Here is a 25468-nt window from a genome sequence, read left to right on the forward strand (position 1 = left end):
GGCTCACAGTCGGTAGTTAGTGGTTGATGGTTCATAGAACAACTAACAACTACTCCCTTTCCGCCCAAAGATTACCTATTTAAATGAACCGCACTCGACACAAAGAGCAAGGGAATAAGAGGAAAAGCAGATCGGTAGTCTTATAGGGGGAAGGGAGTAACCATTAACTACTAACCACTAACAATTCATCAATGACTGCCAAAAAACGATGAATTTCTTCAACAGTGTTGTAGTGTGTTAACCCGATCCTCAGGAGTCCTCCACTTGATTCGACTCCTAATTTTTCAGTTAAACCGAGTGCGTAAAAGTTGCCGTTCCAGGTGAAGATACCGCGATCGCCTAAAGCTTTAGCAACTGTCTGAGGAGCGTGTTTGGCTAATCGAATTCCAACGGTTGGTGTTCGCCAGTCAAAGCTGCTTGGATTGGTAATACCATAGAGAGTTACACCGGAAATTTGTAGCAATCCTGAAATCAACTTGTAGCTGAGTTCTTTTTCGTATTGCTTGATTCCTAGCATGGCTGCTACTAAAGCTTCTCGGCGGTTTTCAACACCAGGTAAAAGTTGGTGACCTATTTCAGCTAGATAGTCAATTGCTGCTACCATCCCCGCCAGCCCTTCATAGTTTTGAGTCCCAGTTTCCCAACGTGAGGGGATTTCATCTGGGGCTGGTTGCACTTTGTAAGGAAGCAGGCGAGTCAGATGTTCCCGTTTTGCATACATAACACCCACATGGGGTCCAAAGAATTTATAGGCGGAACAACTGAGAAAGTCGCAATCGATCGCATGCACGTCTACCGGACCGTGAGGGGCATAGTGAACCGCATCTACAAAAACCATTGCTCCAACAGCACGAGCAAGTTTGACGATTTCTGCAATGTCGTTGATTGTACCTACAGCATTGGATGCATACCCCACTGCTACGAGTCGCGTTCGTTCGTTGATTTGCTGCTTGAGATGGTTCATGTCTAGGGTACAGTCTTCTACATTGATATCAACTGTACGAATGACTGCGCCTTGTTCGGAAAGTGCGTACCAAGGGGAGACATTGGCATAGTGGTCGAGTTTGGTAACGACAATTTCATCACCGGGTCGCAGTTCTCGACCAATGGCTCGACTTATGGTGAAGGTGAGTGTGGTCATGTTGGAACCAAACACAACTTCGTCAGCATCACAACCTAACAAATCGGCGATTGCCAAACGCGCTGATACTACAAGTGAGTCTGTTCTCTCACTGGTGGCAAACGCCCCATGTGCGTTAGCATTTGACTTTATCAAGTATTCTGCGATCGCGTTGACTACAGGGCTTGGGACTTGAGTACCGCCCGGTCCGTCAAAAAAAATCACGGGTTGACCGTCGATCTCTTGGGAGAGAGCGGGAAAGCGATCGCGTATCCACTTTAAATCTAGGTCAACCATCGTAGAACACTCCTTTTTTCTTGCTGAATTGCTTGGTGATTTGCAAACAATATATTTTTCCTTTATAGGATGGGTATCCTCTCCCGTCCCTTCCACAAGAAAGGTACCCCAGTCCCCAGTTCCTAATCTCCTTTATTATCCTGAGGATTTAACCCCGGACAAGTAATCACAAACACATCCCTGACCCCATTTTCTGCAGTGAGTGCTTCGATAGCTGTCGTAAAGTGGAATAGGTTGCGATCGCTAAAGACTAGTAACTCTCCAGGATGGAGAATTTTGGTAAAAATTGGGTTGTCACTCTTAGATTTATAGAGATGAGTTTCGCCTCCTTCAATTCCCTCCCTATTCACAGCAAAAATCCCAATCATATCAACACCATCTCTGTGAATTCCTTCTGGTGCTGGGTTTCCTACTTTCCCTGGATAAGCAACGGTTCTAATTTGATGAACTGCCACTTCTGTATGAATTGAACAAATTTTACAAAACTCAAAAAATTCCAACACAATTCTTTGGAAATCCTCAATCTTAATGAGTTCATCCTCAAGTTCTGCAAATTCTCTGACTACATTACCAAGCAAAGGATTGTATTTTTTCGCCTGATATAAAGCTCTATGAGGTAATTTGACTAAACCCTCTTCTGCAACCTTGAAATGAGATAAGCGTCTAAAGCGGTAATTATCTTTTATATATGGATCTAGAGGTAGATTTTTATAAAACGGCTTTATGTTATCTACGTTAACAGCTGCAACACTGTCCAACGCATAACTGGTGATGCAATCAAAAACTTCTTTTCTTAATTCCAACATATGATTATCCTCCTTGGCTCAATATTAAGTAGCCAAGTTAACACGTAAAAAATCAGGGTTGGCTCTATAGTCAGACCCAAAGCCAAAAAAATCAGTTAAAATTTATACGCTTTTGCTACTAATAAAGAATTTACGCAGAGCAAACGTTATGGGTGATGCTCGATTTTTGTTAGCAGCTAGACGACTCAAACTGTCGTTTCACTTGGAAAAAGTTAAAGTTTCTTAACTTTTTAATCCAGATATTGTTTAAGTTTATTTAACTTCGTTCTTTGCCCTCTTTTCTTTCGGTGCTCTTTTCATACACCTCTATCCTTAATTATATGCAAGGAAAAATTGACTTGCAATAGCAACCTAAATATTGTTCATAAAGTCTTTATCTTAAAATCCTTCCGTGAAATCTCTGATCCCCGGCAGTTTTAGTAAAATTAAATATCTGTTATTTTAGTGAGAGTCTTCTCAGACAAACCTTTCTTTACAATCTTAACGTAATCAAATATGAATGTAAGGATTCCTATCCTGCTCTAAGATTACCTAATTAAATGAACCACAAAGACGCAAAGTACACGAAGAAAGAGGAGAAGCTCGGTAATCTTATAGTGGGAAGGGAGTAATACCGTTTCCAATCGGTAGGCTTTCCATAAAGTAAGGAGCAGGGGCTCTTCCGTACTTAGTGGGGAGCATCTCAATAAGTGAAAAAACACGCCTGCGATTAAAATCGCGTCTATACAAGCGAAGTCCACCTACGTGGACTTCCGGTCTGATTCCTGATATCGTGTTTCTTACCAAAACAATACAGGCGGACTTTGTTTGTATAGCAAGAGAATTCTATTCTAAGGACAATCGGTCAAGAGCATATGGTGTAAAAATATCTTACTCCCTTACCAACTCTTGGAAACGCTTATCAGCTGCAATGTCATCAAAATCTATGTCACTGGCTGCTTGTTCCTTAAAGTTAGGATTGAGGTTAATTGCTTTTTGCAAATTGTCCAGAGATGATTCAATCTGCCTCTGCATCGCAAAACAGATAGCTTTGTTATAGTAGGCATTGGCATAATCTGGTTTAATTTCCAATGCCTTATCAAAGCTTTCAATTGCTTCATCATCTCGCCCTAGCATAACTAGAGAGTAACCTCGGTTATTCCAAGCTTTATGAGAGTTAGGCTTAAATTTGATAGCTTTATCAAAACAAACAACTGCGTCTTCATCTTGTTCTAACTCTTGCAATGCAAGACCCCGATTTAACCAAGCTACTCCATCATCGGGTTTAACTCGCGTAGCTTTTTTAAAAGCAATCAAAGCTTCCTTATGTCTTCCTAAGTATCCCAGCGCTACACCTACATCAACCCAAGCCTGATGGTAATCAGGCTTATGTTTCAAAGCTTGCTCGTAGGAATCAATTGCCTCTCGATACTGTTTTAATCTTCCTAAAGTCATCCCTCGGTTTAACCAAGCAGCTGCATTGTTTGGTTGAATCTCAATGGCTTTGTTGTAAGCAGCAAGTGCATCTTCATAGTTCTTTTGGGCAAAAAGAGTCTCTCCCTGTTTGATATATTCTTCTACCTGAGAATCGGTTTGAGTATCAGTAGATGCTGGAACTATTTCAATTAAGCGATCGCTAACAGGTTCTGGACTTACAGTAGAAATAACTTCACTGCTCACCTCTTGCGGTTGTTGCAATTTATCCTGTATTTCTTCGTGTTCTTTTTTCTCAACCACAAAGGTTACAGACTCTGCACTTGCTTGAGAAGCAACATCAGATACCTGTTCGAGAATTGAGTCTTTTTGCTGAAGGGCATCTCTTTGCAATTCAGAGAGTTGTGAAATGAATTCCGATTCCAACTGCTCTAGCTTTTCCAGAACGAGCGCTTTTTCTTGTCTGGCATCTTTCTTAAGTTCAGAGAATTGAGAAGTCAGTTCATTTCCTGATTTTTCTAAATCTTCAAGAATAATTTTTTGTTTCCTTTGAGCATCCAAGCGCAACTTAGAGAGTTGTGAAGTAAATTCCGTTCTCAACTGCCTTAAACTTTCAATAACTTTATTTTTTTGTTGTTCTATATCAGACTCAAATCCAGATGCATAGGATTTCAGTTGATTTTCCAACTCTATCAAACTGTTATTAGTTGCATTTTTTTTGTCTTGAGCACCAACTTTTAATTCAGAAAGTTGAGCAGCAAACTCTGTTTGTAACCGATCCAAATTCGCCAGAACTTGATTTTTATGTTGTTCTGCATCTGAATGCAAACCGGAAATTTGAGAAGCAAACTCTGATTGAGATTTTGCCAAATCTCCAAGAGCAATATCTTTTTGCTGTTGTATTCCTGACTTTAGCTCCGTCAACTGAGTAGCAAATTCTGATTGCAATTGCTCTAAGTTTTCCAAAACTCTGTTTCTGCGTTGTTCTGCATCTGAGTGCAAGCCAGACATTTGAGAGGCAAACTCTGACTGAGATTTTGCCAAATCTCCAAGAGCAATATCTTTTTGCTGTTGTATTCCTGACTTTAGCTCCGTCAACTGAGTAGCAAATTCTGATTGCAATTGCTCTAAGTTTTCCAAAACTCTGTTTCTGCGTTGTTCTGCATCTGAGTGCAAGCCAGACATTTGAGAGGCAAACTCTGACTGAGATTTTGCCAAATCTCCAAGAGCAATATCTTTTTGCTGTTGTATTCCTGACTTTAGCTCCGTCAACTGAGTAGCAAATTCTGATTGCAATTGCTCTAAGTTTTCCAAAACTTTGTTTCTGTGTTTTTCCGCATCTGAGTGCAAACCGGAAATTTGAGAAACAAACTCTGACTGAGATTTAGCTATATCTTCAAGAGCAATATCTTTTTGTTGTTGTATTCCTGACTTCAACTCTGTTAACTGAGTAGCAAATTCTGCTTGCAATTGCTCTAAGTTTTCTAGAATCTTATTCTTGCTTCGTTCTGCATCTAAATGCAAATTTGAAATTTGAGAGGAAAATTCCGCTCGAGATTTTGCCAAATCATCAAGAGTGATTTCTCTTTCCTGCTGTAATCCCGATTTCATCTCACCGATTTGAGATGTTACTTCAGATTCCAAGTCTCCTAAATTATTCAGAGTCAGGTTTCTTTTCTGTTGAGCCTGCAATTCAAATTCCGATAAGTAAGAAGCAAACTCAGCTTCTAAAGTTTGTACCTCTTGTTGAGATTTTTGTACTAAACCTGTGAGTTCTGCTAATATCTGCTCTTTAGATTGAGAAATTTCAAATGGAACTTTGGATAAACTTTCTTGTTCTATTTTGATTTTTTGTTGTAGAGTTTCCGCTTCCTTTTCCAGTTCGGAGGAAACGTTTTTAATTTCATATATAAGTTTTTGTGATTCCTGCTTGACAGTGACTAGTTGTTTTTCTAACTCTTCAAGTCCCTCTAACCGTTCCATGGCTTTATCCACAATTGCACGGATTGCCGCCCGTCGTAACAGCAGGAGCGAAGCGATCGTTGTAACTGGAATAAGAGTCAGTATACCAAGCCAAACATTTAGTAGTATAGTTGTACGCACAAAGGAACGTTGTTCCTCCGACCATTGTCCTCCTTGTCCCCGATTTTGCCTTAAGACGGCGGGAGCTACTTCCGAGGAGGAGGATGGTGGTTTTTGAGCGCTAGCAACACCAACGGACAAGACAACAGGTGAAAAGACAATAGCGCTTCTCAACAGTAAGGTGAAGATTATCTGATTTTTGCTCTTCATAAAAACATTCTCTTTCCGTTGGTAAGTTGTCAAGCAGCACACTTATCCAATTTAGCAGTCTTGTCCCTATCCTTGGGAGAGGCTTGAGATTAAAAGATAAAAATATTGGAGCTTTTGGCACTTCCAATTATACTACAAAAGTAGTATGCAAGATTATCTTTGTTAAGAATGAGTGTAAAGTACTAAGAACCATGACTTATTCAGATCCCATAACTCAAACACTCTGAAATTACACCACTGCAATTCCTCGGCTTTTGAAAATATCCACAGCTTTCTTTACCTGTTCGGGTGTGGGAGGTAATGTATCTTTAAGCTTGTATTCATAACCTAGTTGCTCCCATTTATATTCACCCATCTTGTGAAACGGTAAAACTTCCAATTTTTCAACATTTTTGAGTGTCGCCACAAAATTAGCTACACCCTCGACATTTTGTGTTTCATCTGTAAGTCCCGGTACTAAAACATAACGAATCCAGACTGGCTTATTAATATCACTTAAGTATTTTGCAAGCGCTAGTGTTGGTTCAATAGAAACGCTAGTGACTTTTTTATATGTTGCTCGATCAAAAGATTTGATATCTAACAGCACTAAATCAACAAATTCTAAGACGGGTTTCGCTATCTCTAGCTCGCAAAAGCCCGATGTATCTAAAGCAGTATGAATTCCCAACTCTTTACAGCGTTTCAAAATTTCTTTAACAAAATCTGGTTGAAAAAGAGGTTCTCCTCCACAAAGAGTTACGCCGCCTCCAGAGGCTTTCATATATGATGTGTACTTTTGAATTTCTACAATCAATTCATCAACACTGGTTAGTTTTCCATCTTCTATATGGCGACAATCAGGATTTGCACAATAAAGGCAACGAAGGGGACATCCTGTAGTAAATATTACAAAACGTATACCCGGACCATCTACTGTACCACAGGTTTCCACAGAATGGATATAACCTAAGCTGCTATTAGAGTTGGTTGTTGTTTGGGAAGACCGACTCAGCATACCTCTGCCTGTAAATGTGCTTATTTTGACGAGGTCTTAATTTGACCTCTCATTTCAATTTATAGGTTAAAAGTTTGAAGAACTTGTGAAGGGTTGAAAACTGCCACTTAAAATTTACTAATTTGTAAACACAACTTCTCGATGATTTACACAGAATAAGAAATTGGACTTTTTTGTTCAAAGTCCAATAAAAATCCTGTCGGAAATCTAAAACCCGAAGGAAGTAAAACCACCATCAACAGCAATACATTGTCCCGTGATGTATGCTGCTCCGGGCATACACAAAAATGCGACCAATCCAGCAATATCTTCCGGTTTGCCAATACGACCCATCGGGGTTTTTGCCAGCACAGATTCCAAAAAGGTTGAGTTATTTAGTAATGGCTCTGTTAGCGGAGTTTGGATAAACCAAGGCGCAACGGTGTTAACACGAATTCGATCGCCTGCCCATTCTACCGCTAATGAACGAGTTAGTTGTACTAGCGCGGCTTTTGTCATACCGTAGGGAGCACCTGTGCGAACGGCAGTTAATCCGGCGACTGAGCCAACATTGACAATGCTACCCTCCTTGCTGGCTTTTAGTAACGGATAAGTGAGTTGACAAAGTTCAAAAACCGAATCGAGATTGGTCTGAAAGATCGATGCATACTCTTGTAACGAATAATCCACTGCTTTCTTGCGAATATTGGTACCAACGTTATTGACTAAAATATCGAGTTCATCCCTAAATGCGGATTTAATCTCACTGAGAATGGTTTGGCGACCTTCTGTGGTTGCTACATCTGCTGCAACGCCATGTGCTTTCCAATCTTGTGCTTGCCAAGATTCTAATACCTGTACCATCGTTGCTCTATTACGGGCGACAATCATCACCTCAGCACCCAAAGCCAAAAACTCTTCAGCGATCGCTCGCCCAATTCCTTTTGTTGCTCCCGTAATCAGCGCTTTCTTTCCAGCCAGTGCCCAACGCTCGCTCATGGTATTCTTCCTATATAAACAGATTGTGCAATTGTGCTGTCTGTTAATCCGTAATTTTATTAAATTCTCAACCGTAATTTATTTTTTAAATACGTATCTTTAAGTTTAAAGCATACTTAAAAGGCAAACATAACAAAGCTTCTTAGGGCAAAAACACACGCTCGTACAAGGATCTGATACTGTTAGCAAAATATAACTTAACATTTAACTGATGGAAAAACCCGATTTTAGAGATGGGGTTGTTCAAGGTGTTTAAACTATTCATGGCGAAGCACTTCACTGACTATCCTTCGGGGCGTTGGTTTGACTTCAGTCCCATAACCAAAACGCAGCAATATTTGGGGATAACCTGAAGTATTCAGAAGACTTCTCAGTTGCGGACGCAGTTCGGGAACTTGTATGGGCTGGTTTAAGAAGGATGCGGAAACACCGACTGCTTGTCCGAGCAGTAACAGTCTTTGTAATGCCTGTCCCGCATTCAGCCAGCTGACAATGGTTTCTTCTTCTGTACCCAATACCGCAAATACTGGCGACCCCAGAGCTAATTCACGTTCTTTGGCGGCTTGTCCCCTACCAGTATCAAAGGTACGGTTGCTATGGGCTATCATAGGAGTAGTAAAATCTAGCAGTTCCCCAATGCTTTGAGCGTAAGCGGGCATACCATCATGAGTAGCATTGCGGCTTGAATGCAGCCATGCTGCAAGCTCCCGACGAAAATGCGGATTTGCTAGCTGAATGCGATCGCCTTCTGTAACGAGATCTGCTACCCCATTACGAAGGTCTGGCTCTTGAATAAAATGAAGCCATGCACCTTCTTCAAGTACTGACTTCTCCATAATAGCGAGGAGAGTCTCCGGGATGGGTTTATTTTGAAAAGCCAATCGGTTTGTATGCCGTTGCTTAATGGTGGCAAATAGCAAAAATTCTTCTTCTGTTTGCTTTCTTTGACTTCCCAACCAGACATGAGCTAATAGATCTGGATCGTCTGGATTGGGAAATGTTTTGACGACATCAATGTAACCAAAGTGTCTGATGGCTAACCTTAAGTTATACAACGCTGCACCACAACTCATAATTAATTCCCGATCTTGGGGGTCAATCACGGGCAAAGCACGGGTTCTGTCAGCATATAACTCAATGGTTTCATGGGCAATCTTAAACAACCAAGGTTGAGCGTTGTATTGTGATGGAGCTAGAACGGCATAGTTGATCAGAAAATCCAGCTGCTCGGAGGGACTACCGCGTTTGGGAAAGTTAATCTCTGAAACGTTCCAAGGGCTTAAAGGTTCAGACGATATTATCTCTGACATGATTTTTGCTTAATAAATATTTATAAATTTTAAAGCATTTTAACAAATACTCATTATTGTTAAGTATATAATACACGCTAAAAACTATATATAGTATGATTTTTTCTTTGTTACGATAGGGGTTTTGAAGCCTACGCAACGATCTCCATAGAGCTGCTTTGGGCATCACAGGAAGGAAATTTTGGGAGATTTTTTATTTGGAAGTCCCTCGGTTTGTCGTTGTGCTAAGCGTTAAAGCACAATGACAAACTGAGTAGGATTTATGAATTTCTCAAAGGTAATCCAAGTTACTACAACGATTACATCCGTTCGTGGAATGTACGTTTAATTACATCAAGCTGCTGTTCTCGCGTCAGTTTGATAAAATTGACAGCATACCCGGACACGCGAATTGTTAATTGTGGATAGAGTTCGGGGTGCTCCATAGCATCCAACAGCATATCTCGATTCAAAACGTTAACGTTGATGTGGTGACCGCCATCATGGAAGTAACCATCTAGCATTCCCACTAAGTTATGGATCTGGATATCTTCTGTTTTGCCCAACGCAGACGGTACAATCGAGAAGGTGTTGGAAATTCCATCTTGACTGTGTTGGTAAGGGAGTTTGGCAACGGATGCCAAAGATGCGATCGCACCCTTGGTATCGCGTCCGTGCATGGGGTTAGCTCCTGGAGCAAAAGGTTCTCCGGCTTTTCTTCCGTCTGGGGTATTGCCTGTCTTCTTGCCATAAACCACATTAGAGGTAATAGTCAGCACAGACTGGGTGGGAACAGCATTCCGGTAGGTCTTGTTCTTGCGGACTTCATTCATAAACTTGGTAACCAAGTGAGCCGCAATAGTATCTACACGGTCATCATTGTTCCCATATTTAGGGAAATCTCCCTCTATTTGATAATTTACTGCTAAATTAGCTTCATTTCTCAATATTTTTACTTTAGCGTATTTCATAGCAGAAAGTGAATCGGCAACCACAGATAATCCTGCAATCCCACACGCCATGGTACGAAGGATATCCCGGTCATGCAGTGCCATTTCCAATCGCTCGTAAGAATATTTATCGTGCATGTAATGGATGACATTCAAAGTATTAACATAAGTCTTAGCCAACCAACTCATCATCCGTTCAAACTTGCTGAGCGTTTCTTCGTAATCCAAATATTCAGAAGTCACAGGCGCATAAGCAGGTCCAATTTGTTCGCCAGATTTTTCATCTTTTCCACCATTAATTGCATACAGCAAACACTTGGCGAGATTCACGCGTGCGCCAAAGAACTGCATCTGCTTGCCAATTCGCATTGCAGAAACACAGCAAGCGATCGCATAATCATCGCCCCAGTAAGGACGCATCAAATCATCATTTTCATACTGAATAGAGCTTGTATCTTTAGAAACTTTTGCACAAAAACATTTAAACTCTTGAGGCAAACGTTCCGACCAAAGAACGGTCAAATTAGGTTCAGGTGCTGGTCCCAAATTATAGAGAGTATTCAGGATGCGGAAACTATTTTTAGTGACCAAAGATCTGCCATCTTCACCCATACCACCAACGCATTCTGTCACCCAAGTTGGATCTCCGGAAAAAAGTTCGTTATAATCTGGTGTCCGTAAAAAACGAACCATTCGCAATTTCATGACAAAATGGTCAATAAATTCTTGCAATTGGGTTTCTGTGAAAATCCCCTTCTTTAAATCGCGCTCAAAGTAAATATCTAAGAAGGTAGAAACTCGCCCCAAAGACATAGCAGCACCATTCTGTTCTTTAACTGCAGCCAAGTAACCCAGGTAAAGCCACTGCACGGCTTCCTTAGCATCACTAGCAGGACGGCTAATATCGAAGCCGTAACTCACAGCCATTTCTTTGAGTTCAAACAAGGCGCTAATTTGTTCGGAAATCTCTTCCCGCAATTGGATGACTGGCTCGTCTATCGCATCAACCTCCAGGGATTCGAGTTGTTGCTTCTTATCATCAATCAAACGGTCAACTCCGTAGAGAGCAACACGACGATAATCACCAATAATTCTGCCACGACCGTATGCATCGGGTAAACCAGTAATAATTCCAGAGTGTCGCGCCAATCGCATTTCGCGAGTATAGGCACTAAAAACTCCATCATTATGAGTTTTGCGATACTTAGTAAAAATTTCCTCAGTTTTTGGAGCGAGCTTGTAACCGTAAGCTTCCAGAGAGTTTTTCACCAGTCGAATCCCACCAAAAGGCATAATAGCTCTCTTGAGAGGTTTCTCGGTTTGCAAACCAACAATTTGTTCTAATTCGCGATCGATATAGCCGGGAGCGTGGGAATTAATAGTAGAAACCACTTCGGTATCTGCATCCAGAATTCCTTTCTCCCGTTCTTCCTTCATGAATTGTACGACTTGGTTCCAAAGCTTCTGAGTTTGTTCGGTTGCTTGTGTCAGAAAGGAACCATCACCATTATAAGGAGTGTAGTTTTTTTGGATGAAGTCACGGACATTGATTTCCTTCATCCATAAGCCCGGTGCGAAACCTTGCCACTGCTCAAACATATCTTATGCCTCCCGAGGGATAGGAGAGATGGTGCTCCTCACTTTACACTCCACTCTCCTTAACTTTTCCAAGTTCAGTTATAAAAAGATATTTTGAGGAACTTGTGAAGATCGACCCCAAACACCAAGCACAACTTACTGTATCAGTCCGACATACCTCACAGCTTGTCTCACGGGATGCAAAATCGCTTCATTCGGTTTTGACTTGGGCTGTACTCGCTAAAGCTTCAAAAAGTGCATAAGTCAATTTTGCTTGTATTTATTAAAAGGTGTAAGGGAAGAAAATCAAATTGATTCAATTATAAAAGCGTAATTTGATTTGACTTTTCCTAAAAATTACTTGAAAGTAAGCTATCCAAGCATTACTTATCTCTCAATCAAAATCATTCATTTAATCGGGATAAAACCATGTCTGCTTACAACGTTGAATCATATCACAACTGTTGCGAATTTACTGTACCTATCAAGTTGAATATTCCCATACATATCGAACCAACAGTGGCAATCAAAACACCTAATGATGTACGAGAAAAACTGAATATCCATGTTGAGCCAGATATTTATCTCAAGCCAGAAGTTAAAGCAGTACAACCCGTATGTCATCCCCAGAATGGCTATGAGAAATACCAGTTGCCTGCCGAACAAACTGCATAACTAACATAACTATCATCTCTCACTCATACCATTCTTGAACGAACCAAAGGAATTAAACTCATGTCTGAATACAATGCTGATTGTTATAAAGCTTGCGAATTTACCGTACCTATCAAATTGAATATTCCCATTCACATCGAACCAACAGTGGAAATTAAATCACCTAATGCGGTGCGTGAAAAAGTTGCTGTTTATCTCGAACCAGATATCAAACTTAGCCCGGAAGTCAAGGCACTGCCTCCTGTTTGCTATGAAAATGGCTGTAACTAACCTAAGTTGTTAGCCGAACAAACTGCACAACCCACATAACGATTATCTCTCATTCACACCAATCTCTATCTAACCAAAGGAGTTAAACCAATGTCTGAGTACAAAGCTGATTGTTATAAAGCTTGCGAGTTTACCGTACCTATCAAATTAAATATTCCCATTCACATCGAACCAACAGTGGAAATTAAATCACCTAATGCGGTGCGTGAGAAAGTTGCTGTTTATCTCGAACCAGATATTAATCTGAGTCCAGAAGTGAAAGCACTACCCCCAGTTTGTTATCAAAACGGCTATGACAAACATTAATTGTACTACTTCTCTAAATTAAGGCTGCACTTTGTCGATTGTAGCGGGTTCATCCCAACTCAAGCTTTTTTGTAGGGAGTATCCCAATTGAGAAAAATGCTAACAACCTTTTTCAATCTGTCGCCTGATTTTAGAGAAATGGTATAACCTGCGCGATCGCATTTGAAAGGAGGTAGCTTGTTTTGATACTGCCTTCTTTCTTCTCTAAATTATAAAAATCATAACTCTATAGTTGAGGGATACCATGTCTACATCACCTGCTCCAATCAGCCCTTCAAATAAAAGCAAAATTAATATCTCTATGATGTTAAAATTGCCTATTGAGATTGAGTTAGAAGTTATGGGAATTCCTCCAAGCCAAGCCCAGGAAATAGAAGAAAATCTTAATTTGAATGAAAAATCTGAGTACCAGGTTGTAGTTAGCGGGATGAATTTAGCTAAAATTGAAGACTCTCAAACATTCCTCAGTCAGATTGTAGAACAGCTTCAAGAAGAAAACAAACTTTTTTCTACAATCTCCCAAGTTAAGCTTGAGGAAAATAACACCACCAGCATGGAGGAAAAAAGTTTGATACTGAAGGATAAATCTGCAAAAACTTTGTCATATTCTCAAGACTGTACCACTATCCCAAATCAAACACTACTACCTCAAAAAAAGTGTAGGTTCCGTTTCAGCGAATCACTCAATGATAGTATGACCTTTGCTCTTAACTCTATGGGAGCCATTTTATTTCTAGGAAAACTTGCTAATTATAGCTGGGAGTAGAGCAAAAATTTTCTGTATTGTGTTAACATATTGATTGTTAATTTTTACAATTGCGTCTTTCTTAAGACTCAAATTAGCTCTATCTAGATCGGAGCCATTCAACTGAGTGAATTTTAAATTTGCATTAGTCAAATTAGCATTTACCAGAGTAGATTTCCGCAAATCTACACCTGCTAAATTAGCTTCTATTAAATTAGCTCCTTTAAGATTAGCATTTCGTAAATCTGTTTTTTCTTTTTCATTTTCACTATTAAGATTAGCATGACTCAAATCAGCTTTTACCAAATTTGCATATCGCATATTAGCTCCTCTTAAATATGCTCGTTTAAAACTCGCTCCATTCAAATTTGCATTTTTTAGATTAGCCCGATAGAGGTCAGAATTACCTAAATTAGCACGAGATAAATCGGCATTATTTAAGTTAGCCCGATCGAAGTCAGCTTCTTGAAGATTGGCATCAGATAAAGTAGCATTATTAAGATTTCCTTCATTGAGGTTAGCCTTACTTAAATTTGCTCTGTTTAATTGAGCTTCTTTAAGATTGATACGAACAGCAGTAATTTGTGAAAGATTTGCATCAATCAGGTTAGCATTACTTAAATTAACTTCATTAAGGGAAAGACCACTAAAATCCGTCATTATCCCATTGGCTTTTTGAAGATTCGCCTTATTTAAGTCAATTTTTTTGTAACTTAACTTTTTTAAATTAGAAAGGTCGCATTGAACGCATTGCTTGGTATCTACAAGCTTAGTCAAATCTTCTTCTTTATAGGCAAATACAGGAGATTGCCATCCAAAACAAGTTATAAAGATGAAAACTAGCAAAATAAGAATTTTGAGGATAAGGAAGTTCATACCTTTATACTGGTTTGTATTCTTATTGACTAACAATAGGCGAATCAATTCCAGGATAAATCACTCATTTGTGAATTGTCATCATAAATTGGCTCGTTGTCAGTTCTATACTGCTTCTCACCCTTTGTCACGTCAGCCTGCACAAGAAGGACGAGCGTTTGTATAGTCGCGATTTCAATCGCTACAAGAGAAACCAAGAACATTTTTGGCGTTATAGCGTCTTCGACTACTGATATAGTACCTAACATTGGCAATACTGTCTCAACTACTGGTTCGATTTTTCCTCGCTCGTTTCCAACCTCTGGCTGGGAATGCAGACGGGTGGACTGCTTGCTGCCTCGCTTAGCAGATCGACACAGGAGGCGGAGCCTCCATGAAGGCATTCCCAGGCTCCGCCTGGGAACGAGGTGAGGTGTTAGACTCACCATTCGCCAACAGTATTTGTAAAAGTTGCTCGGGATTTTTTTGCAGCCCCAAGCAGGTTTTGTTTGTCTAGTTGTGTACAAAGAGTTGCCAAGCTGCTTAAAAAAATGCTTTCAAAGTTGTTAATGGAGTTGAACGGAATTTTACTGAACATGAAGCGCCAACACGCATCGCTTATTTCTCTGACTCTCATCTCATCTTTTATCGCACCACATTCAGCGATCGCCGCACCACCAAGAAACCCAGATAAAACAGTCAATTGTGACATCCTAGTTGTGGGTGGTGGGCTTTCTGGTACTGCTACCGCGTATGAAGGGTTACTTGCAGGTAGAACAGTATGTCTGACAGAACTAACTGATTGGCTTGGAGGACAAATTTCTTCTCAAGGAACTTCGGCTTTGGACGAACGCCCAACCCAGCGAGCAAAACAATATTACTCCCGTGGTTACTTGGAATTACGCCAGCGCATTGAGCGTCATTATAAAGGAGACCTCAATCCCGGAGATTGCTGGGTAAGCGATTCTTGCTATTTACCTCGTGACGGTCATGAAATTTTGAGTGCTATGCTCAAGGATGCTGAAAAGAGGGGTCGAGGAAAACTGCAATGGTTGCCCAACACGGTTGTTAAAGATTTGGAATATAGCAGCGATGGTAAACTGATTAACGCCGCGATCGCTATCCAACATCAACCAGCCAAAGGAGCACAGCCCCTAAACACATTCCCCCTATCTCAAACTATTGAAGACGCCTATACCTACGAAAACTCTTCTCGGTTTACAAAAAGCATCATTCGCCTTGTTCCCAAGCCAACCAAAGCCAAAGGAAACACGAATGCACCAAACTGGTATGTCGTAGACACTTCAGAAACAGGGGAAATTATTGCCCTTGCTGATGTTCCTTACCGATTGGGTATTGATGCTCGTTCTTACTTGGAACCTTCTTCTTCTAGCGCCACCAATGACCCCTACTGCACCCAAGGCTTCACCTATACCTTTGCAATGGAGGCTACCGAGCAACCGCAAAATCAAACAATGCCCCCATTCTACCAACAGTACGCACCTTACTACAGTTATGAACTAAAAAGACTGGCAAGCTTTCCATTAGTATTTACTTACCGTCGTATTTGGAGCCCCAGAGACGGGGAACCGATGGAATTTGGAGGAGTCAAATTTTCTGGACCCGCCCCAGAAGACATTTCCATGCAAAACTGGACTTGGGGTAACGATTACCGTCCGGGAACTTCTGCAGACAACCTCATTTATACTCGCCAGCAGTTACAAGCCTCCGGACAGTTGAAACCAGGTGGTTGGATGGGTGGACTGCGGACAGAGGCGTTACGTAAAGGTGAAGAAATTGCCCAAGGCTATTATTATTGGCTGGTAGCTGGAACAACAGATTCCCAATTAGGTGATGGAGTCAAGCAGGTGCAGCCCAATAACCGCTATCTATCCGGGTTAGATTCTCCAATGGGGACAGCACACGGCTTATCAAAACATCCTTATATGAGAGAAGGAAGGCGCATTATTGGACGCCCCAGTTGGGGACAACCCCAAGGCTTTAGTATTTGGGAAATAGATATTTCCCGCCGCAACTATGACGACGAATACTACCGCAAGACACTACCTGCAGACGAATACCGCCGTTTAAAAGCTGCATTGGCGGGATTGGAAGCAGCAGCCGTGCTTTCCGGTCAGCAAAAACCTGATAATGTAGCCCGACGGACTCGTTCTACTATTTTCCCCGATGCTGTAGGTATCGGTCATTACGCCATTGACTTCCATCCCTGTATGACACAAAGTCCTCCAGAAGCACCTGGTAATACAGAACGTGCGGGAGAAAGACGTGGTGCGGGACAAGCTTATCCCTTCCAAATTGCTTTAAGAGCAATGATTCCACAAAAAATTGACAACTTATTAGTTGGTGGTAAAAGCATTGCTACCAGTCATATTGCTGCAGCCGCCTACAGGGTACACTCCTTTGAATGGTCTGCCGGTGCTGCAGCCGGAACAACAGCCGCTTTTGCTCTAAAAAATGGTATTGCACCTTACCAACTCGTTGACGAATTACCCAAACCAGAACCTCAACTCCAGATCCTAAAACAGTTGTTGGAGAAAAACGGTAATCCCACTGCTTTCCCCGATACCTCAATTTTCAACCAAAATTGGGAAGACTGGAAATAGAATGATGAATTATGAATTATGAAGTATGAATTATGAATTGAAAATTTGTACATTCATAATTCATAATTTTTCTGAGAGTTTTTGCGCTAAAACAATTAAATCAGAAGGTATCATTACTAGAGTTGTTGTGTTATTTTCTGCTCCTATTTCTGTGAGCATTTGTAACCGTCGCAATTCTAAAGCGGCTGGATTTTTTGCAATCAATTCAGAAGCTTCTGATAGCTTAATTGAAGCTTCTTGTTCTGCTGATGCTTTAATTATACGAGCGCGTTTTTCTCGAATGGCTTCTGCTTCTTTCGCCATTGCTCTTTGCATTGCAAGGGGAATCTCTACGTCTTTGGTTTCTACTCTTTCAATGACAATTCCCCAAGGTTCTGTGATTTCGTCTACAATCTCTTGAACTCTAGTATTGATTTTGTCTCTATTTTGCAATACATCATCTAAAATGTTTTGCCCTACAACATTACGTAAGGTGGTTAGAGCAGTTTGATAGACAGCCATTTGATAGTTTTCAACTTGATTAATGGCTTTAGCGGGGTTGAGAATTCGGTAGTAGAGAACAGCATTAACTTTAATCGTCACACTGTCAGCAGTTACAGTTTCTTGCGGTTCAATATCTACTGTTTTAGTGCGGATATCTATCTGAGTCTTTTGGTCTACGATAGGAATAATCCAATACAGTCCCGGACCTCTCACACCACTAATTCTACCCAAGCGGAAGATAACCCCACGCTGATATTCCTTATCTAACTTACATCCTGATAGTGTGAGAAATATTAAGAAAGTAAAGAAAGCACCTGTTAACGCTTCCATATGTATGGTTCAGTGAATAATGTCGAATTGAAGAAAAACTAAAATGACTTCCGTCTTTTGCGAATTGGTAATATGAGTGAAGCCAAGCGGCGGAGAAATCGGTAACTTTTGCGAACAATATCTAAGAGAAAGTAGGGAACTCGTAACCGAAGCGGGCAAAGAATAGGACGGTACAACCAGTAGTAAGCTTTCTTCAAGTCATTCCACTTGGAACAGGTTTCTTCTTGAAGGAAGTCAGAAATATCTACGACTAACCCTTTACCTTCATGCATCATTACGTTGCGCCCGTGGACATCATGAGGGTAAAGACCTCGCTTGCGGGCGTAATCTAAAGCTCGGTCAATATCCCGTATAACCCGTACTGGAATCTGCAAGCCTAGGTGCATACAGTCATAGAGGGTAACTCCATAAAGGCGTTTTAGGATTAACAAGCCGTCTTTAGCATAATAACATTCGGAAAAAGCAGGATGGGAACCCAAACGTTGATAAACCTCTACCTCCTCCTCAAAGCCCGGTCGTCCGGGTGCATAAATTTTTACGACTTGGTTCGGGTATTCAGGATGATAAACGACAGCCGCGTAATTTCCCGATCCAAGGCGTTGCCAAGGATGTGGAATATACTTGACTTGAACTGGATCGTGAGGATTGACACTCTCAATCTGCAAGTTGGGAAGTAATTCCTGGTGGATACTTTCAATGAGTTGTTCTATTTGCGAGCTATCTACACTGGATTTATAGAGGGGATCGGGATACCCCTGCGATAGAGATTCATCAATCATTGGAATTCCTCGGTAGAGGGATACTTCGCAGGAACTATGAAGTGTTTGGAATAAGCACTTTAATGCTTCCACAAGGGAAGATAGCTTTTACTATAAGCTTTTTAAAGTGACTTTGGCTAACTGGTAGTAAGTACAAGATCTCACAATCATAGGACTTATTAACGTTAGTACCTACAGTTCCTACCATTAAGATTCCCAATTCAAGGCATAAATTTAACAAAGGACACCGGGACTAGCGATTGGCGATCGGGCATTAACTCCCGAGTCCAGTGTCTCTAGCTTCCAATCCTTTTACCTACATAAAGTTGCTCAATCCAAGCAATCACATCAGCCTCAGAACCTGAGTAATAACGCTTACCTGTTATGGGGTCATAGGCTTCCCAATAAGTGCTACCATGACGATCGCATTTCTGCCAAACTTTTAATTCGTTTGCACTCGCCAGTTCTTGAATTAGTCTTTGCCAGCGTCCCTGCAACCATGACCATAAAGCGGTTTGCTTGCTAGATCTGTCTTGGAAGTTTTTCGGAAAACTTACGTTGGAGGAATTGGATTTCAAACTCAGACCTTTCATGACAGTGTTCTCCAAAGCTTTTTTGCGATCGCTAGCCTAACAACACTTTTTTTGGTAATCAAAACATACAGTGCATACCTTCCATAAATAGTGTTTATATATAAGGATGAGGATGAATATTCTCTTCTGCCACGCCACTTGCTGTAGCCTGTGAAACCCGTCCACCGCAGTGGCTCCTCTGTCTCCTGCCCTCTGCCTTTCTTAATAAGACATTTTTACTACAATGAGTAATACATTAAAACCAGGAGTTGTCATGAAACTATCCCAGCTTCTAGCCGTGGTTGCAGTAGCAGATAACGGTAACTTTAGCGAGGCTGCTTTAGAACTTAACCTTTCTCAACCAGCTGTCAGTCACGCTATCGCTACCCTTGAAGATAGTCTGGGCGTACAATTATTTCTTAGAGGGCGGCATGGTGCTGTGGCGACACCAGCAGGAGAAAAAATCGTTCATCACGCCCGCTTGGCATTAGAACACCTGGAGATGATGCGAAAAGAAGCAAATCTACATAAAAGTTTACATGGTGGTGGAGTACGAATAGCCTCCTTTCGGAGTGTAGCTACCCATATATTACCGGAAGTCATGGCAGATTTTCGTTCTTGTTATCCAGAAATCGCAGTGAGCATAGTTGAGCGACCGAGCTATGTTGAGATAGAACAAACACTTCGAGATGGGCAAGCTGATATCGGGTTTACTTACTCCCCCACTCCGTCTGAATTTGAGGCTTGGGAATTTCTGCGCGATGAATACGTTGTTCTTTTTCCGCCACAAACAAAAATTAGTAGCAACCAAATGACTTGGGAAAATATAGCACAATACCCTCTCATTTTACTCCCTTGCTTACCCTGTGCCCAACCCCTGCACACTCATGTTAAAGCACACGCACCATACATTAGCGCTCATTCTTCCATACAAGAAGATTCAACAATCGTTAGTCTTGTGTGTAAAGGATTGGCGGTTGGGATGTTACCGTATCTAGCTGCTAAACCCATTCCCCAAGAAGTGCAAGTGTTTCGTTTGCCCAATCCTCTTGAACGAGTCATTGCTGTAGCAACACTAGTAGATGCTTTGCACAGTCCCGCAGTCTTTGCTTTTTTAGAAACCTTGAAAAAGTACGCTGCAGTGAACACAAAGCAAGGCAACTCATTGAATGAATATAATTTAATGCAAATGGTATAGTTCATTCAAGCATATTTATGACTGGTAACCAGCAATGTATTCCTCAAGGGGAAAGCGATCGCCTAAAGGTTTTGCGTCGTTATGAAATTTTGGATACACCTCCTGATGGCGCATTCGATCGCATCACTGCAATTGCTGCTAGACTTTTTAAAGTGCCTATTGCTATTGTAAGCTTGGTAGATAGCGATCGCATTTGGTTCAAGTCTCGCTACGGTTTGGATGTAGAACAGGTAGAGCGATCGCCCGGTTTATGTGCATCGGCAATTCTTTCAAATGATGTTTATACCATACTAGATGCTAGCAACGATGTGCGTTCCCTAACAAATCCCCTAGTTGCCGGTGAAATGGGCTTGCGTTTTTATGCAGCTGCGCCACTCACAACCCATGATGGTTATAATTTAGGCACGTTATGCGTTAGTGACAAAAAACCTCATACTATTTCTGAAGAAGAAAAGTCTATTTTGCGCGATCTAGCAGCAGTCGTGATGGATGAGATAGAGATGCGGCTTGCGGCTTGCAAGGTCGCACGGTTAAATACCGAGCTCGTCCAAGCCAAAGAAGCCGCAGAAGTGGCAAACAAAGCGAAAAGCCTCTTTATCGCCAATATGAGCCATGAATTGCGCTCGCCTTTAAATGCGATTCTTGGTTTTTCTCGGTTGATACAGCGCAGTCAAGATGTATCTGTAGAAAATCTAGAAAATGCTACTATCATCATCCGCAGTGGGGAGCACTTGCTGTCATTGATTAATCAAGTATTGGATTTCTCAAAGCTGGAATCCGGGCGTACAACTGTTAATCCAAATAACTTCGATCTTTGCTGCTTGCTAGACGATCTCGAAGATATGTTCCAACACAAAGCCAGTGAGAAAGGGTTGGAATTAGTCTATAATTATACTTCCAGTCTTCCAAGATACATACGGACTGATGAGGTGAAATTACGCCAAGTGCTTATTAACTTGATAAGTAATGGAATCAAATTTACAAATCGAGGTAGGGTATTGGTGAAAGTGGGACTCGCAAGTGAAAACTGCCAATCGGGGGAGACAAAGGAATTGACCTCTTCAGCGATCGTCAATTCCCAATCCCGCATCCTCTTTGAAGTCAAAGACACGGGCGCTGGGATTGCGGCTGAAGAGTTAGACAAACTATTTGAAGCTTTTGTACAAACAACAACAGGAAAAGAATCTCATGAGGGTACGGGTTTGGGATTAGCCATAACACGCAAGTTCGTGCGTCTTTTAGGAGGTGCAATCAACGTTTGTAGTGAAGTGGGAGTGGGTACAACTTTTAAATTTAACATTCCAGTGACTGTAGTTGATGCAAAAGACATTGACATCAAACAACCATCAAGAACTATTGTATCATTAGCAACCAATCAGCCTCAATACCGGATTTTGATTGTTGATGATAAACCCCTAAATCGTCAACTGCTGAGAAAATTGCTTAACCTCAAGGGTTTTGAACTTGAGGAAGTCAGCAACGGTCAAGAAGCTATTGAAATTTGCGAAAAATGGCAACCGCATTGCATATTTATGGATATGCGGATGCCGGTTATGGATGGATATGAAGCAACACGAAAGATTAAATCGACCCTTACGACTCTCAAAGGTGAAGCTATTAAAATTATTGCTTTAACAGCGAGTGCGCTAGAGGAAGAAAAAGCTATTGCTCTGTCTATCGGTTGTGATGACTTTATCCGCAAACCATTTCGAGAGTCAGAAATTTTTGGAGCATTACAAAAACATCTTGGAGTTCAGTTTATTTATGAAGAACAAACGCCAAATCCGTCTTTTGATCGCGTACAAGCTACAAACATCAACCAAACTGCTCTAACAAATCTGACACAACAACTTGCTGCTTTACCTCCAGATTTGATCGGTCGGTTTTATCTAGCAGCCCTCAATCTTGATACAGATGTTGTACTAAATCTTATTGCCGAAATCCGCCAAATAAATGATCCACTAGCTAGCATATTAGAGGATTTAGCTCACAATTTTCAATACCAGCAGATCTTAACCCTAACGCAACCAATTTTATCTTAATTATGAGTTCGGAGCAAACTCCTCTGTCAAAGGGAAATATATTAGTAGTCGATGATAACCCAGCAAATTTACGTCTTTTAGTCGAAATTTTATCGAAACAAGGATATAAAGTAAGACCTGCCCTCAATGGTCAACTTGCCCTGATGTCAGTTGAGGCAACTTTACCCGATTTAATATTACTCGATATTATAATGCCGGAAATGGACGGTTATGAAGTCTGCTCTAGATTAAAAGCATCTTCTCAAACTCAAAACATTCCGGTGATTTTTATCAGTGCTTCAGAAGAGGTGTTTGATAAGGTAAAAGCTTTTGCAGTTGGTGGAGTCGATTACATCTCCAATCCGTTTCAAGTGGAAGAGGTTTTGGCGCGTGTTGAGCATCAATTAAGTATTCGCAGACTCTCCCAACAACTGGCTGAAGAAAATAAACGGTTGCAGCAAGAAATTTTGGAACGACAAGTCGCGCTGCGCGATCGCAAACAGGCAGAGTTAGGATTGCGTTTGATGACAGAACGCTTGCAACATCTGCTCTCTTCATGTCCTGCAATCATATATAGCTGTAAACCAGGGGGAAATTATCGAACAACTTTTATTAGTGAGAATGTTAAAACGATTCTTGGCTATAAAGCACGAGAATTTTTAGAAGATGGAGATTTTTGGGCTGTCCATATTCATTCAGAAGATGCCAATCGCATTTATACAGAAATTTCAAAAATTTTTATTACCGATCGACATTCACACGAGTATCGTTTTTTACATGCTGATGGAACTTATCATTGGTTGTTCGAGCAATTGAGGCTAGTCAGAGACGCTACAGGTCATCCTATTGAGATTGTGGGATATACAGTCGATATTACCGAACGCAAGCAGGCAGAGTCAGCATTGCGGGAAAGTGAAGAACGCTTCCGTACTATGGCAGATACAGCCCCTGTTATGATTTGGATGTCAGGGAAAGACGCCCTTTTAAACTTTTTCAACCAAGCATGGCTCGATTTTACCGGACGCACGATAGAACAAGAACTCGGTAATGGCTGGCTGCAAAAGGTTCACCAAGATGATGTGCGACACTGTCTAAGTAATTATATGCTGGCCTTTAGCGATCGCAAACGATTCAGTATGGAATATCGTTTTTTGCGTGCTGATGGCGAGTATCGTTGGATTTGTAATACAGGGATTCCCAGATTTACTCCTCTTGGCAAATTTGATGGCTATATTGGTTCCTGTGTAGACATAACCGAACACAAGCTAGCAGAAACAATACTGCGAAAAGCACTAGAAACAGCAGAACTTGCGAACAAATCCAAATCTCAATTTTTGGCTTCCATGACTCACGAATTGAGAACCCCTCTAAATGTTATCCTGGGTTTTACGCAGGTTATGTGTCGCAATCATGACATTTCCAGCGAGCATCAAGAATATCTCAGCTTAATTATGCGTTCCGGCGAGCATTTGCTGGAATTGATTGATGACATTTTAGAAATGTCTAAAATTGAGGCAGGTAGGATCACCTTAAATAAAAGTAGCTTTGATTTATATAGACTTTTGCACAACGTGCAAGAAATGTTCCTGCTTAAAGCCAAGTCAAAGGAGTTACAACTTATCTTTGAACGTGCAGAAGATGTGCCTCAATACGTGCAAACTGACGAGGGAAAATTGCGTCAGGTGCTAATTAACCTGCTAAGTAATGCTGTGAAATTTACAGAGGTGGGTAGTGCGACATTGCGTGTACGGCTGAGAACTGGGGACAAGGGAGACAAGGGGGACGAGGAAGAAAGTTCTACCGTGTCTACCGTGTCTCCCCCTTCTTCCCCCTCTCCCTTGTTCCTAGTCTTTGAGATTACAGATACCGGACCCGGTATTGCTATAGAAGAAATAAATTCCATATTTGAACCATTTACTCAAGGTTCCACTGGTTATAAATCTCAATCGGGGACTGGTTTGGGTTTACCAATTAGCCGTAAATTTGTAGAACTTATGGGGGGAGACATTTCAGTCCGCAGTACTGTAGGTCAAGGTACGACTTTTACGTTTGATATCCCCCTGGAACTAGCACAAGAAACTCACGTTCAAATTTCTCAGCCAACAGGTCAGGTGGTGGCATTAGCATCAGACCAAAAAAAATATCGCATCTTGGTTGTTGATGATGAGTGGACTCAACGTCTGCTTTTAGTTAGACTCCTAACATCTGTTGGCTTTTCCATACGTGAAGCAGAAAATGGTGAGCAAGCCGTTTCTTTATGGTCAAGTTGGGAACCTGACCTAATACTTATGGATATGCAAATGCCGATCGTGAACGGTATGGAGGCAACTCAGCAGATTAAGTCGCATTTGAAGGGTCAGGCAACTGTTATTATTGCCCTAACTGGTTATGCTTTTGAATCGAATCGCGCTCTAGTGATGGCAGCCGGTTGCGACGACTTTATCAGTAAGCCTTTCCGAGAAGATGTGCTTTTTAAAAAAATTGCTCGTCATTTGGGTGTGCGTTATGTTTATGAGGAGCACGAGCGATCGCTCTCGCTTCAATCTGGAGAAAAGCTGGAGAATTTAACCCCTGCTGAACTGAGTGTTATGCCTGCTGAGTGGCAACAAGAACTCTACTGGGCTGCAGCGAGCTGTGCGGATGATAAAGTGCTCCAGTTGATCGCACAAATTCCCGACCAATATGGCAATTTAAAATTAGCTTTGGCAGATTTAGCAAAGGACTTTCGATTGGATCGCATCTTGGAATTAACAAGCATAGCGGCTTCATCGTAAATCTATAAAGACGAAGTCACTTGTTTTACAAAGTGGTATTAGGTAGTGTGTTGCCGGGGTTTTCGGAAAATACTAACAGCTTCTTGGGCTTAAGAAGTAAGAAATTCTTTTCCTTTTTAAGTGATAATACTAAAAAG

At 41.2% G+C, this 25468-nt stretch carries 20 protein-coding genes; 8 read left to right on the forward strand and 12 right to left on the reverse strand.

All coding sequences use genetic code 11. From position 1 onward, the window contains the following. Nucleotides 1-163: 163 nt before the first annotated feature. From AB0756_RS00300 to pflB, 7 genes are all read right to left on the reverse strand, one after another. Entirely contained in the window at nucleotides 164-1417 is a 1254-nt protein-coding gene (locus tag AB0756_RS00300; protein WP_038085606.1) for a cysteine desulfurase-like protein, read from the reverse strand. Nucleotides 1418-1539: 122 nt separating this feature from the next. Continuing rightward, a complete protein-coding gene (locus AB0756_RS00305) occupies nucleotides 1540-2223 on the reverse strand; it encodes a 2OG-Fe dioxygenase family protein (protein ID WP_038085605.1) in 684 nt (227 codons plus the stop codon). 870 nt (nucleotides 2224-3093) lie between these two features. Next, nucleotides 3094-5928 carry a tetratricopeptide repeat protein gene (locus AB0756_RS00310; RefSeq protein WP_408019818.1) on the reverse strand — a complete coding sequence of 945 codons (2835 nt, stop codon included), beginning with the start codon at nucleotides 5926-5928 and terminating at the stop codon, nucleotides 3094-3096. A gap of 229 nt (nucleotides 5929-6157) precedes the next feature. After that, a complete protein-coding gene (gene pflA / locus AB0756_RS00315) occupies nucleotides 6158-6925 on the reverse strand; it encodes a pyruvate formate-lyase-activating protein (protein WP_038085603.1) in 768 nt (255 codons plus the stop codon). A 207-nt stretch (nucleotides 6926-7132) separates the two neighbouring features. After that, a complete protein-coding gene (locus AB0756_RS00320; RefSeq protein ID WP_038085602.1) occupies nucleotides 7133-7903 on the reverse strand; it encodes an SDR family oxidoreductase in 771 nt (256 codons plus the stop codon). 257 nt (nucleotides 7904-8160) lie between these two features. Beyond that, nucleotides 8161-9213: an Acg family FMN-binding oxidoreductase gene (locus tag AB0756_RS00325; RefSeq protein WP_038085600.1), complete on the reverse strand. Its 1053-nt coding sequence runs from the start codon at nucleotides 9211-9213 to the stop codon at nucleotides 8161-8163. A 299-nt stretch (nucleotides 9214-9512) separates the two neighbouring features. After that, complete coding sequence (gene pflB / locus AB0756_RS00330; RefSeq protein WP_038085598.1) at nucleotides 9513-11741, reverse strand: formate C-acetyltransferase; 2229 nt, start codon at nucleotides 11739-11741, stop codon at nucleotides 9513-9515. Nucleotides 11742-12149: 408 nt separating this feature from the next. Here pflB and AB0756_RS00335 point away from each other — a divergent pair, with 408 nt between their 5' ends. The 4 genes from AB0756_RS00335 to AB0756_RS00350 all read left to right on the forward strand — a co-directional run bounded on the left by AB0756_RS00335 (nucleotide 12150) and on the right by AB0756_RS00350 (nucleotide 13737). Then, nucleotides 12150-12395 carry a hypothetical protein gene (locus AB0756_RS00335; RefSeq protein WP_038085596.1) on the forward strand — a complete coding sequence of 82 codons (246 nt, stop codon included), beginning with the start codon at nucleotides 12150-12152 and terminating at the stop codon, nucleotides 12393-12395. Nucleotides 12396-12455: 60 nt separating this feature from the next. Next, nucleotides 12456-12665: a hypothetical protein gene (locus AB0756_RS00340; RefSeq protein ID WP_038085595.1), complete on the forward strand. Its 210-nt coding sequence runs from the start codon at nucleotides 12456-12458 to the stop codon at nucleotides 12663-12665. Nucleotides 12666-12755: 90 nt separating this feature from the next. Next, nucleotides 12756-12971, forward strand: coding sequence for a hypothetical protein (locus AB0756_RS00345; RefSeq protein WP_038085592.1), 216 nt, complete (start codon nucleotides 12756-12758; stop codon nucleotides 12969-12971). 244 nt (nucleotides 12972-13215) lie between these two features. Next, nucleotides 13216-13737, forward strand: a complete 522-nt coding sequence (locus AB0756_RS00350; protein ID WP_038085589.1) for a hypothetical protein — start codon at nucleotides 13216-13218, stop codon at nucleotides 13735-13737. Here AB0756_RS00350 and AB0756_RS00355 read toward each other — a convergent pair. Both AB0756_RS00355 and AB0756_RS00360 read right to left on the reverse strand, forming a co-directional pair. Continuing rightward, on the reverse strand, nucleotides 13705-14592 hold the full coding sequence (locus AB0756_RS00355) for a pentapeptide repeat-containing protein (RefSeq protein WP_050045492.1): 888 nt from the start codon (nucleotides 14590-14592) through the stop codon (nucleotides 13705-13707). The genes AB0756_RS00350 and AB0756_RS00355 overlap by 33 nt on opposite strands. A 44-nt stretch (nucleotides 14593-14636) precedes the next feature. Then, nucleotides 14637-14975: a hypothetical protein gene (locus AB0756_RS00360; RefSeq protein WP_137986199.1), complete on the reverse strand. Its 339-nt coding sequence runs from the start codon at nucleotides 14973-14975 to the stop codon at nucleotides 14637-14639. Between the two features lie 192 nt (nucleotides 14976-15167). Here AB0756_RS00360 and AB0756_RS00365 point away from each other — a divergent pair, with 192 nt between their 5' ends. Then, on the forward strand, nucleotides 15168-17195 hold the full coding sequence (locus tag AB0756_RS00365) for an FAD-dependent oxidoreductase (protein ID WP_038085583.1): 2028 nt from the start codon (nucleotides 15168-15170) through the stop codon (nucleotides 17193-17195). A 60-nt stretch (nucleotides 17196-17255) separates the two neighbouring features. Here the strand turns inward: AB0756_RS00365 and AB0756_RS00370 are convergent, their stop codons facing one another. The 3 genes from AB0756_RS00370 to AB0756_RS00380 all read right to left on the reverse strand — a co-directional run bounded on the left by AB0756_RS00370 (nucleotide 17256) and on the right by AB0756_RS00380 (nucleotide 19359). Continuing rightward, nucleotides 17256-18008 (reverse strand): slipin family protein, encoded by a 753-nt coding sequence (locus AB0756_RS00370; RefSeq protein WP_038085580.1) that lies wholly within the window; start codon nucleotides 18006-18008, stop codon nucleotides 17256-17258. Nucleotides 18009-18046: 38 nt separating this feature from the next. After that, complete coding sequence (locus tag AB0756_RS00375; RefSeq protein ID WP_050045493.1) at nucleotides 18047-18787, reverse strand: protein kinase family protein; 741 nt, start codon at nucleotides 18785-18787, stop codon at nucleotides 18047-18049. A gap of 275 nt (nucleotides 18788-19062) precedes the next feature. After that, nucleotides 19063-19359: a hypothetical protein gene (locus AB0756_RS00380; RefSeq protein ID WP_038079897.1), complete on the reverse strand. Its 297-nt coding sequence runs from the start codon at nucleotides 19357-19359 to the stop codon at nucleotides 19063-19065. A 223-nt stretch (nucleotides 19360-19582) separates the two neighbouring features. Here AB0756_RS00380 and AB0756_RS00385 point away from each other — a divergent pair, with 223 nt between their 5' ends. Genes AB0756_RS00385 through AB0756_RS00395 form a run of 3 tightly spaced genes read left to right on the forward strand, consistent with a single transcriptional unit; the run spans nucleotide 19583 to nucleotide 25331 of the window. Continuing rightward, a complete protein-coding gene (locus AB0756_RS00385) occupies nucleotides 19583-20536 on the forward strand; it encodes a LysR family transcriptional regulator (RefSeq protein WP_063779472.1) in 954 nt (317 codons plus the stop codon). 17 nt (nucleotides 20537-20553) lie between these two features. After that, nucleotides 20554-22578 carry a hybrid sensor histidine kinase/response regulator gene (locus tag AB0756_RS00390; RefSeq protein WP_038079904.1) on the forward strand — a complete coding sequence of 675 codons (2025 nt, stop codon included), beginning with the start codon at nucleotides 20554-20556 and terminating at the stop codon, nucleotides 22576-22578. Nucleotides 22579-22580: 2 nt separating this feature from the next. Next, the gene (locus AB0756_RS00395) at nucleotides 22581-25331 is read left to right on the forward strand and encodes a response regulator (protein WP_050045494.1); all 2751 of its coding nucleotides are present in this window, start codon (nucleotides 22581-22583) and stop codon (nucleotides 25329-25331) included. Nucleotides 25332-25468 lie beyond the last annotated feature (137 nt).

Origin of the sequence: Tolypothrix campylonemoides VB511288_2 (genome assembly GCF_045999855.1) — a bacterium.
Taxonomy (GTDB): domain Bacteria; phylum Cyanobacteriota; class Cyanobacteriia; order Cyanobacteriales; family Nostocaceae; genus Scytonema; species Scytonema bouteillei_A.

Coding starts and splice junctions, on each gene's coding strand:
- AB0756_RS00385 (WP_063779472.1), top strand. CDS start 19,583: ATGAGTAATACATTAAAACCAGGAGTTGTCATGAAACTATCCCAGCTT.
- AB0756_RS00375 (WP_050045493.1), bottom strand. CDS start 18,787: ATGATTGATGAATCTCTATCGCAGGGGTATCCCGATCCCCTCTATAAA.
- pflA (WP_038085603.1), bottom strand. CDS start 6,925: ATGCTGAGTCGGTCTTCCCAAACAACAACCAACTCTAATAGCAGCTTA.
- AB0756_RS00340 (WP_038085595.1), top strand. CDS start 12,456: ATGTCTGAATACAATGCTGATTGTTATAAAGCTTGCGAATTTACCGTA.
- pflB (WP_038085598.1), bottom strand. CDS start 11,741: ATGTTTGAGCAGTGGCAAGGTTTCGCACCGGGCTTATGGATGAAGGAA.
- AB0756_RS00335 (WP_038085596.1), top strand. CDS start 12,150: ATGTCTGCTTACAACGTTGAATCATATCACAACTGTTGCGAATTTACT.
- AB0756_RS00360 (WP_137986199.1), bottom strand. CDS start 14,975: ATGCCTTCATGGAGGCTCCGCCTCCTGTGTCGATCTGCTAAGCGAGGC.
- AB0756_RS00325 (WP_038085600.1), bottom strand. CDS start 9,213: ATGTCAGAGATAATATCGTCTGAACCTTTAAGCCCTTGGAACGTTTCA.
- AB0756_RS00380 (WP_038079897.1), bottom strand. CDS start 19,359: ATGAAAGGTCTGAGTTTGAAATCCAATTCCTCCAACGTAAGTTTTCCG.
- AB0756_RS00365 (WP_038085583.1), top strand. CDS start 15,168: ATGAAGCGCCAACACGCATCGCTTATTTCTCTGACTCTCATCTCATCT.
- AB0756_RS00345 (WP_038085592.1), top strand. CDS start 12,756: ATGTCTGAGTACAAAGCTGATTGTTATAAAGCTTGCGAGTTTACCGTA.
- AB0756_RS00370 (WP_038085580.1), bottom strand. CDS start 18,008: ATGGAAGCGTTAACAGGTGCTTTCTTTACTTTCTTAATATTTCTCACA.
- AB0756_RS00310 (WP_408019818.1), bottom strand. CDS start 5,928: ATGAAGAGCAAAAATCAGATAATCTTCACCTTACTGTTGAGAAGCGCT.
- AB0756_RS00320 (WP_038085602.1), bottom strand. CDS start 7,903: ATGAGCGAGCGTTGGGCACTGGCTGGAAAGAAAGCGCTGATTACGGGA.
- AB0756_RS00300 (WP_038085606.1), bottom strand. CDS start 1,417: ATGGTTGACCTAGATTTAAAGTGGATACGCGATCGCTTTCCCGCTCTC.
- AB0756_RS00390 (WP_038079904.1), top strand. CDS start 20,554: ATGACTGGTAACCAGCAATGTATTCCTCAAGGGGAAAGCGATCGCCTA.
- AB0756_RS00355 (WP_050045492.1), bottom strand. CDS start 14,592: ATGAACTTCCTTATCCTCAAAATTCTTATTTTGCTAGTTTTCATCTTT.
- AB0756_RS00350 (WP_038085589.1), top strand. CDS start 13,216: ATGTCTACATCACCTGCTCCAATCAGCCCTTCAAATAAAAGCAAAATT.
- AB0756_RS00305 (WP_038085605.1), bottom strand. CDS start 2,223: ATGTTGGAATTAAGAAAAGAAGTTTTTGATTGCATCACCAGTTATGCG.
- AB0756_RS00395 (WP_050045494.1), top strand. CDS start 22,581: ATGAGTTCGGAGCAAACTCCTCTGTCAAAGGGAAATATATTAGTAGTC.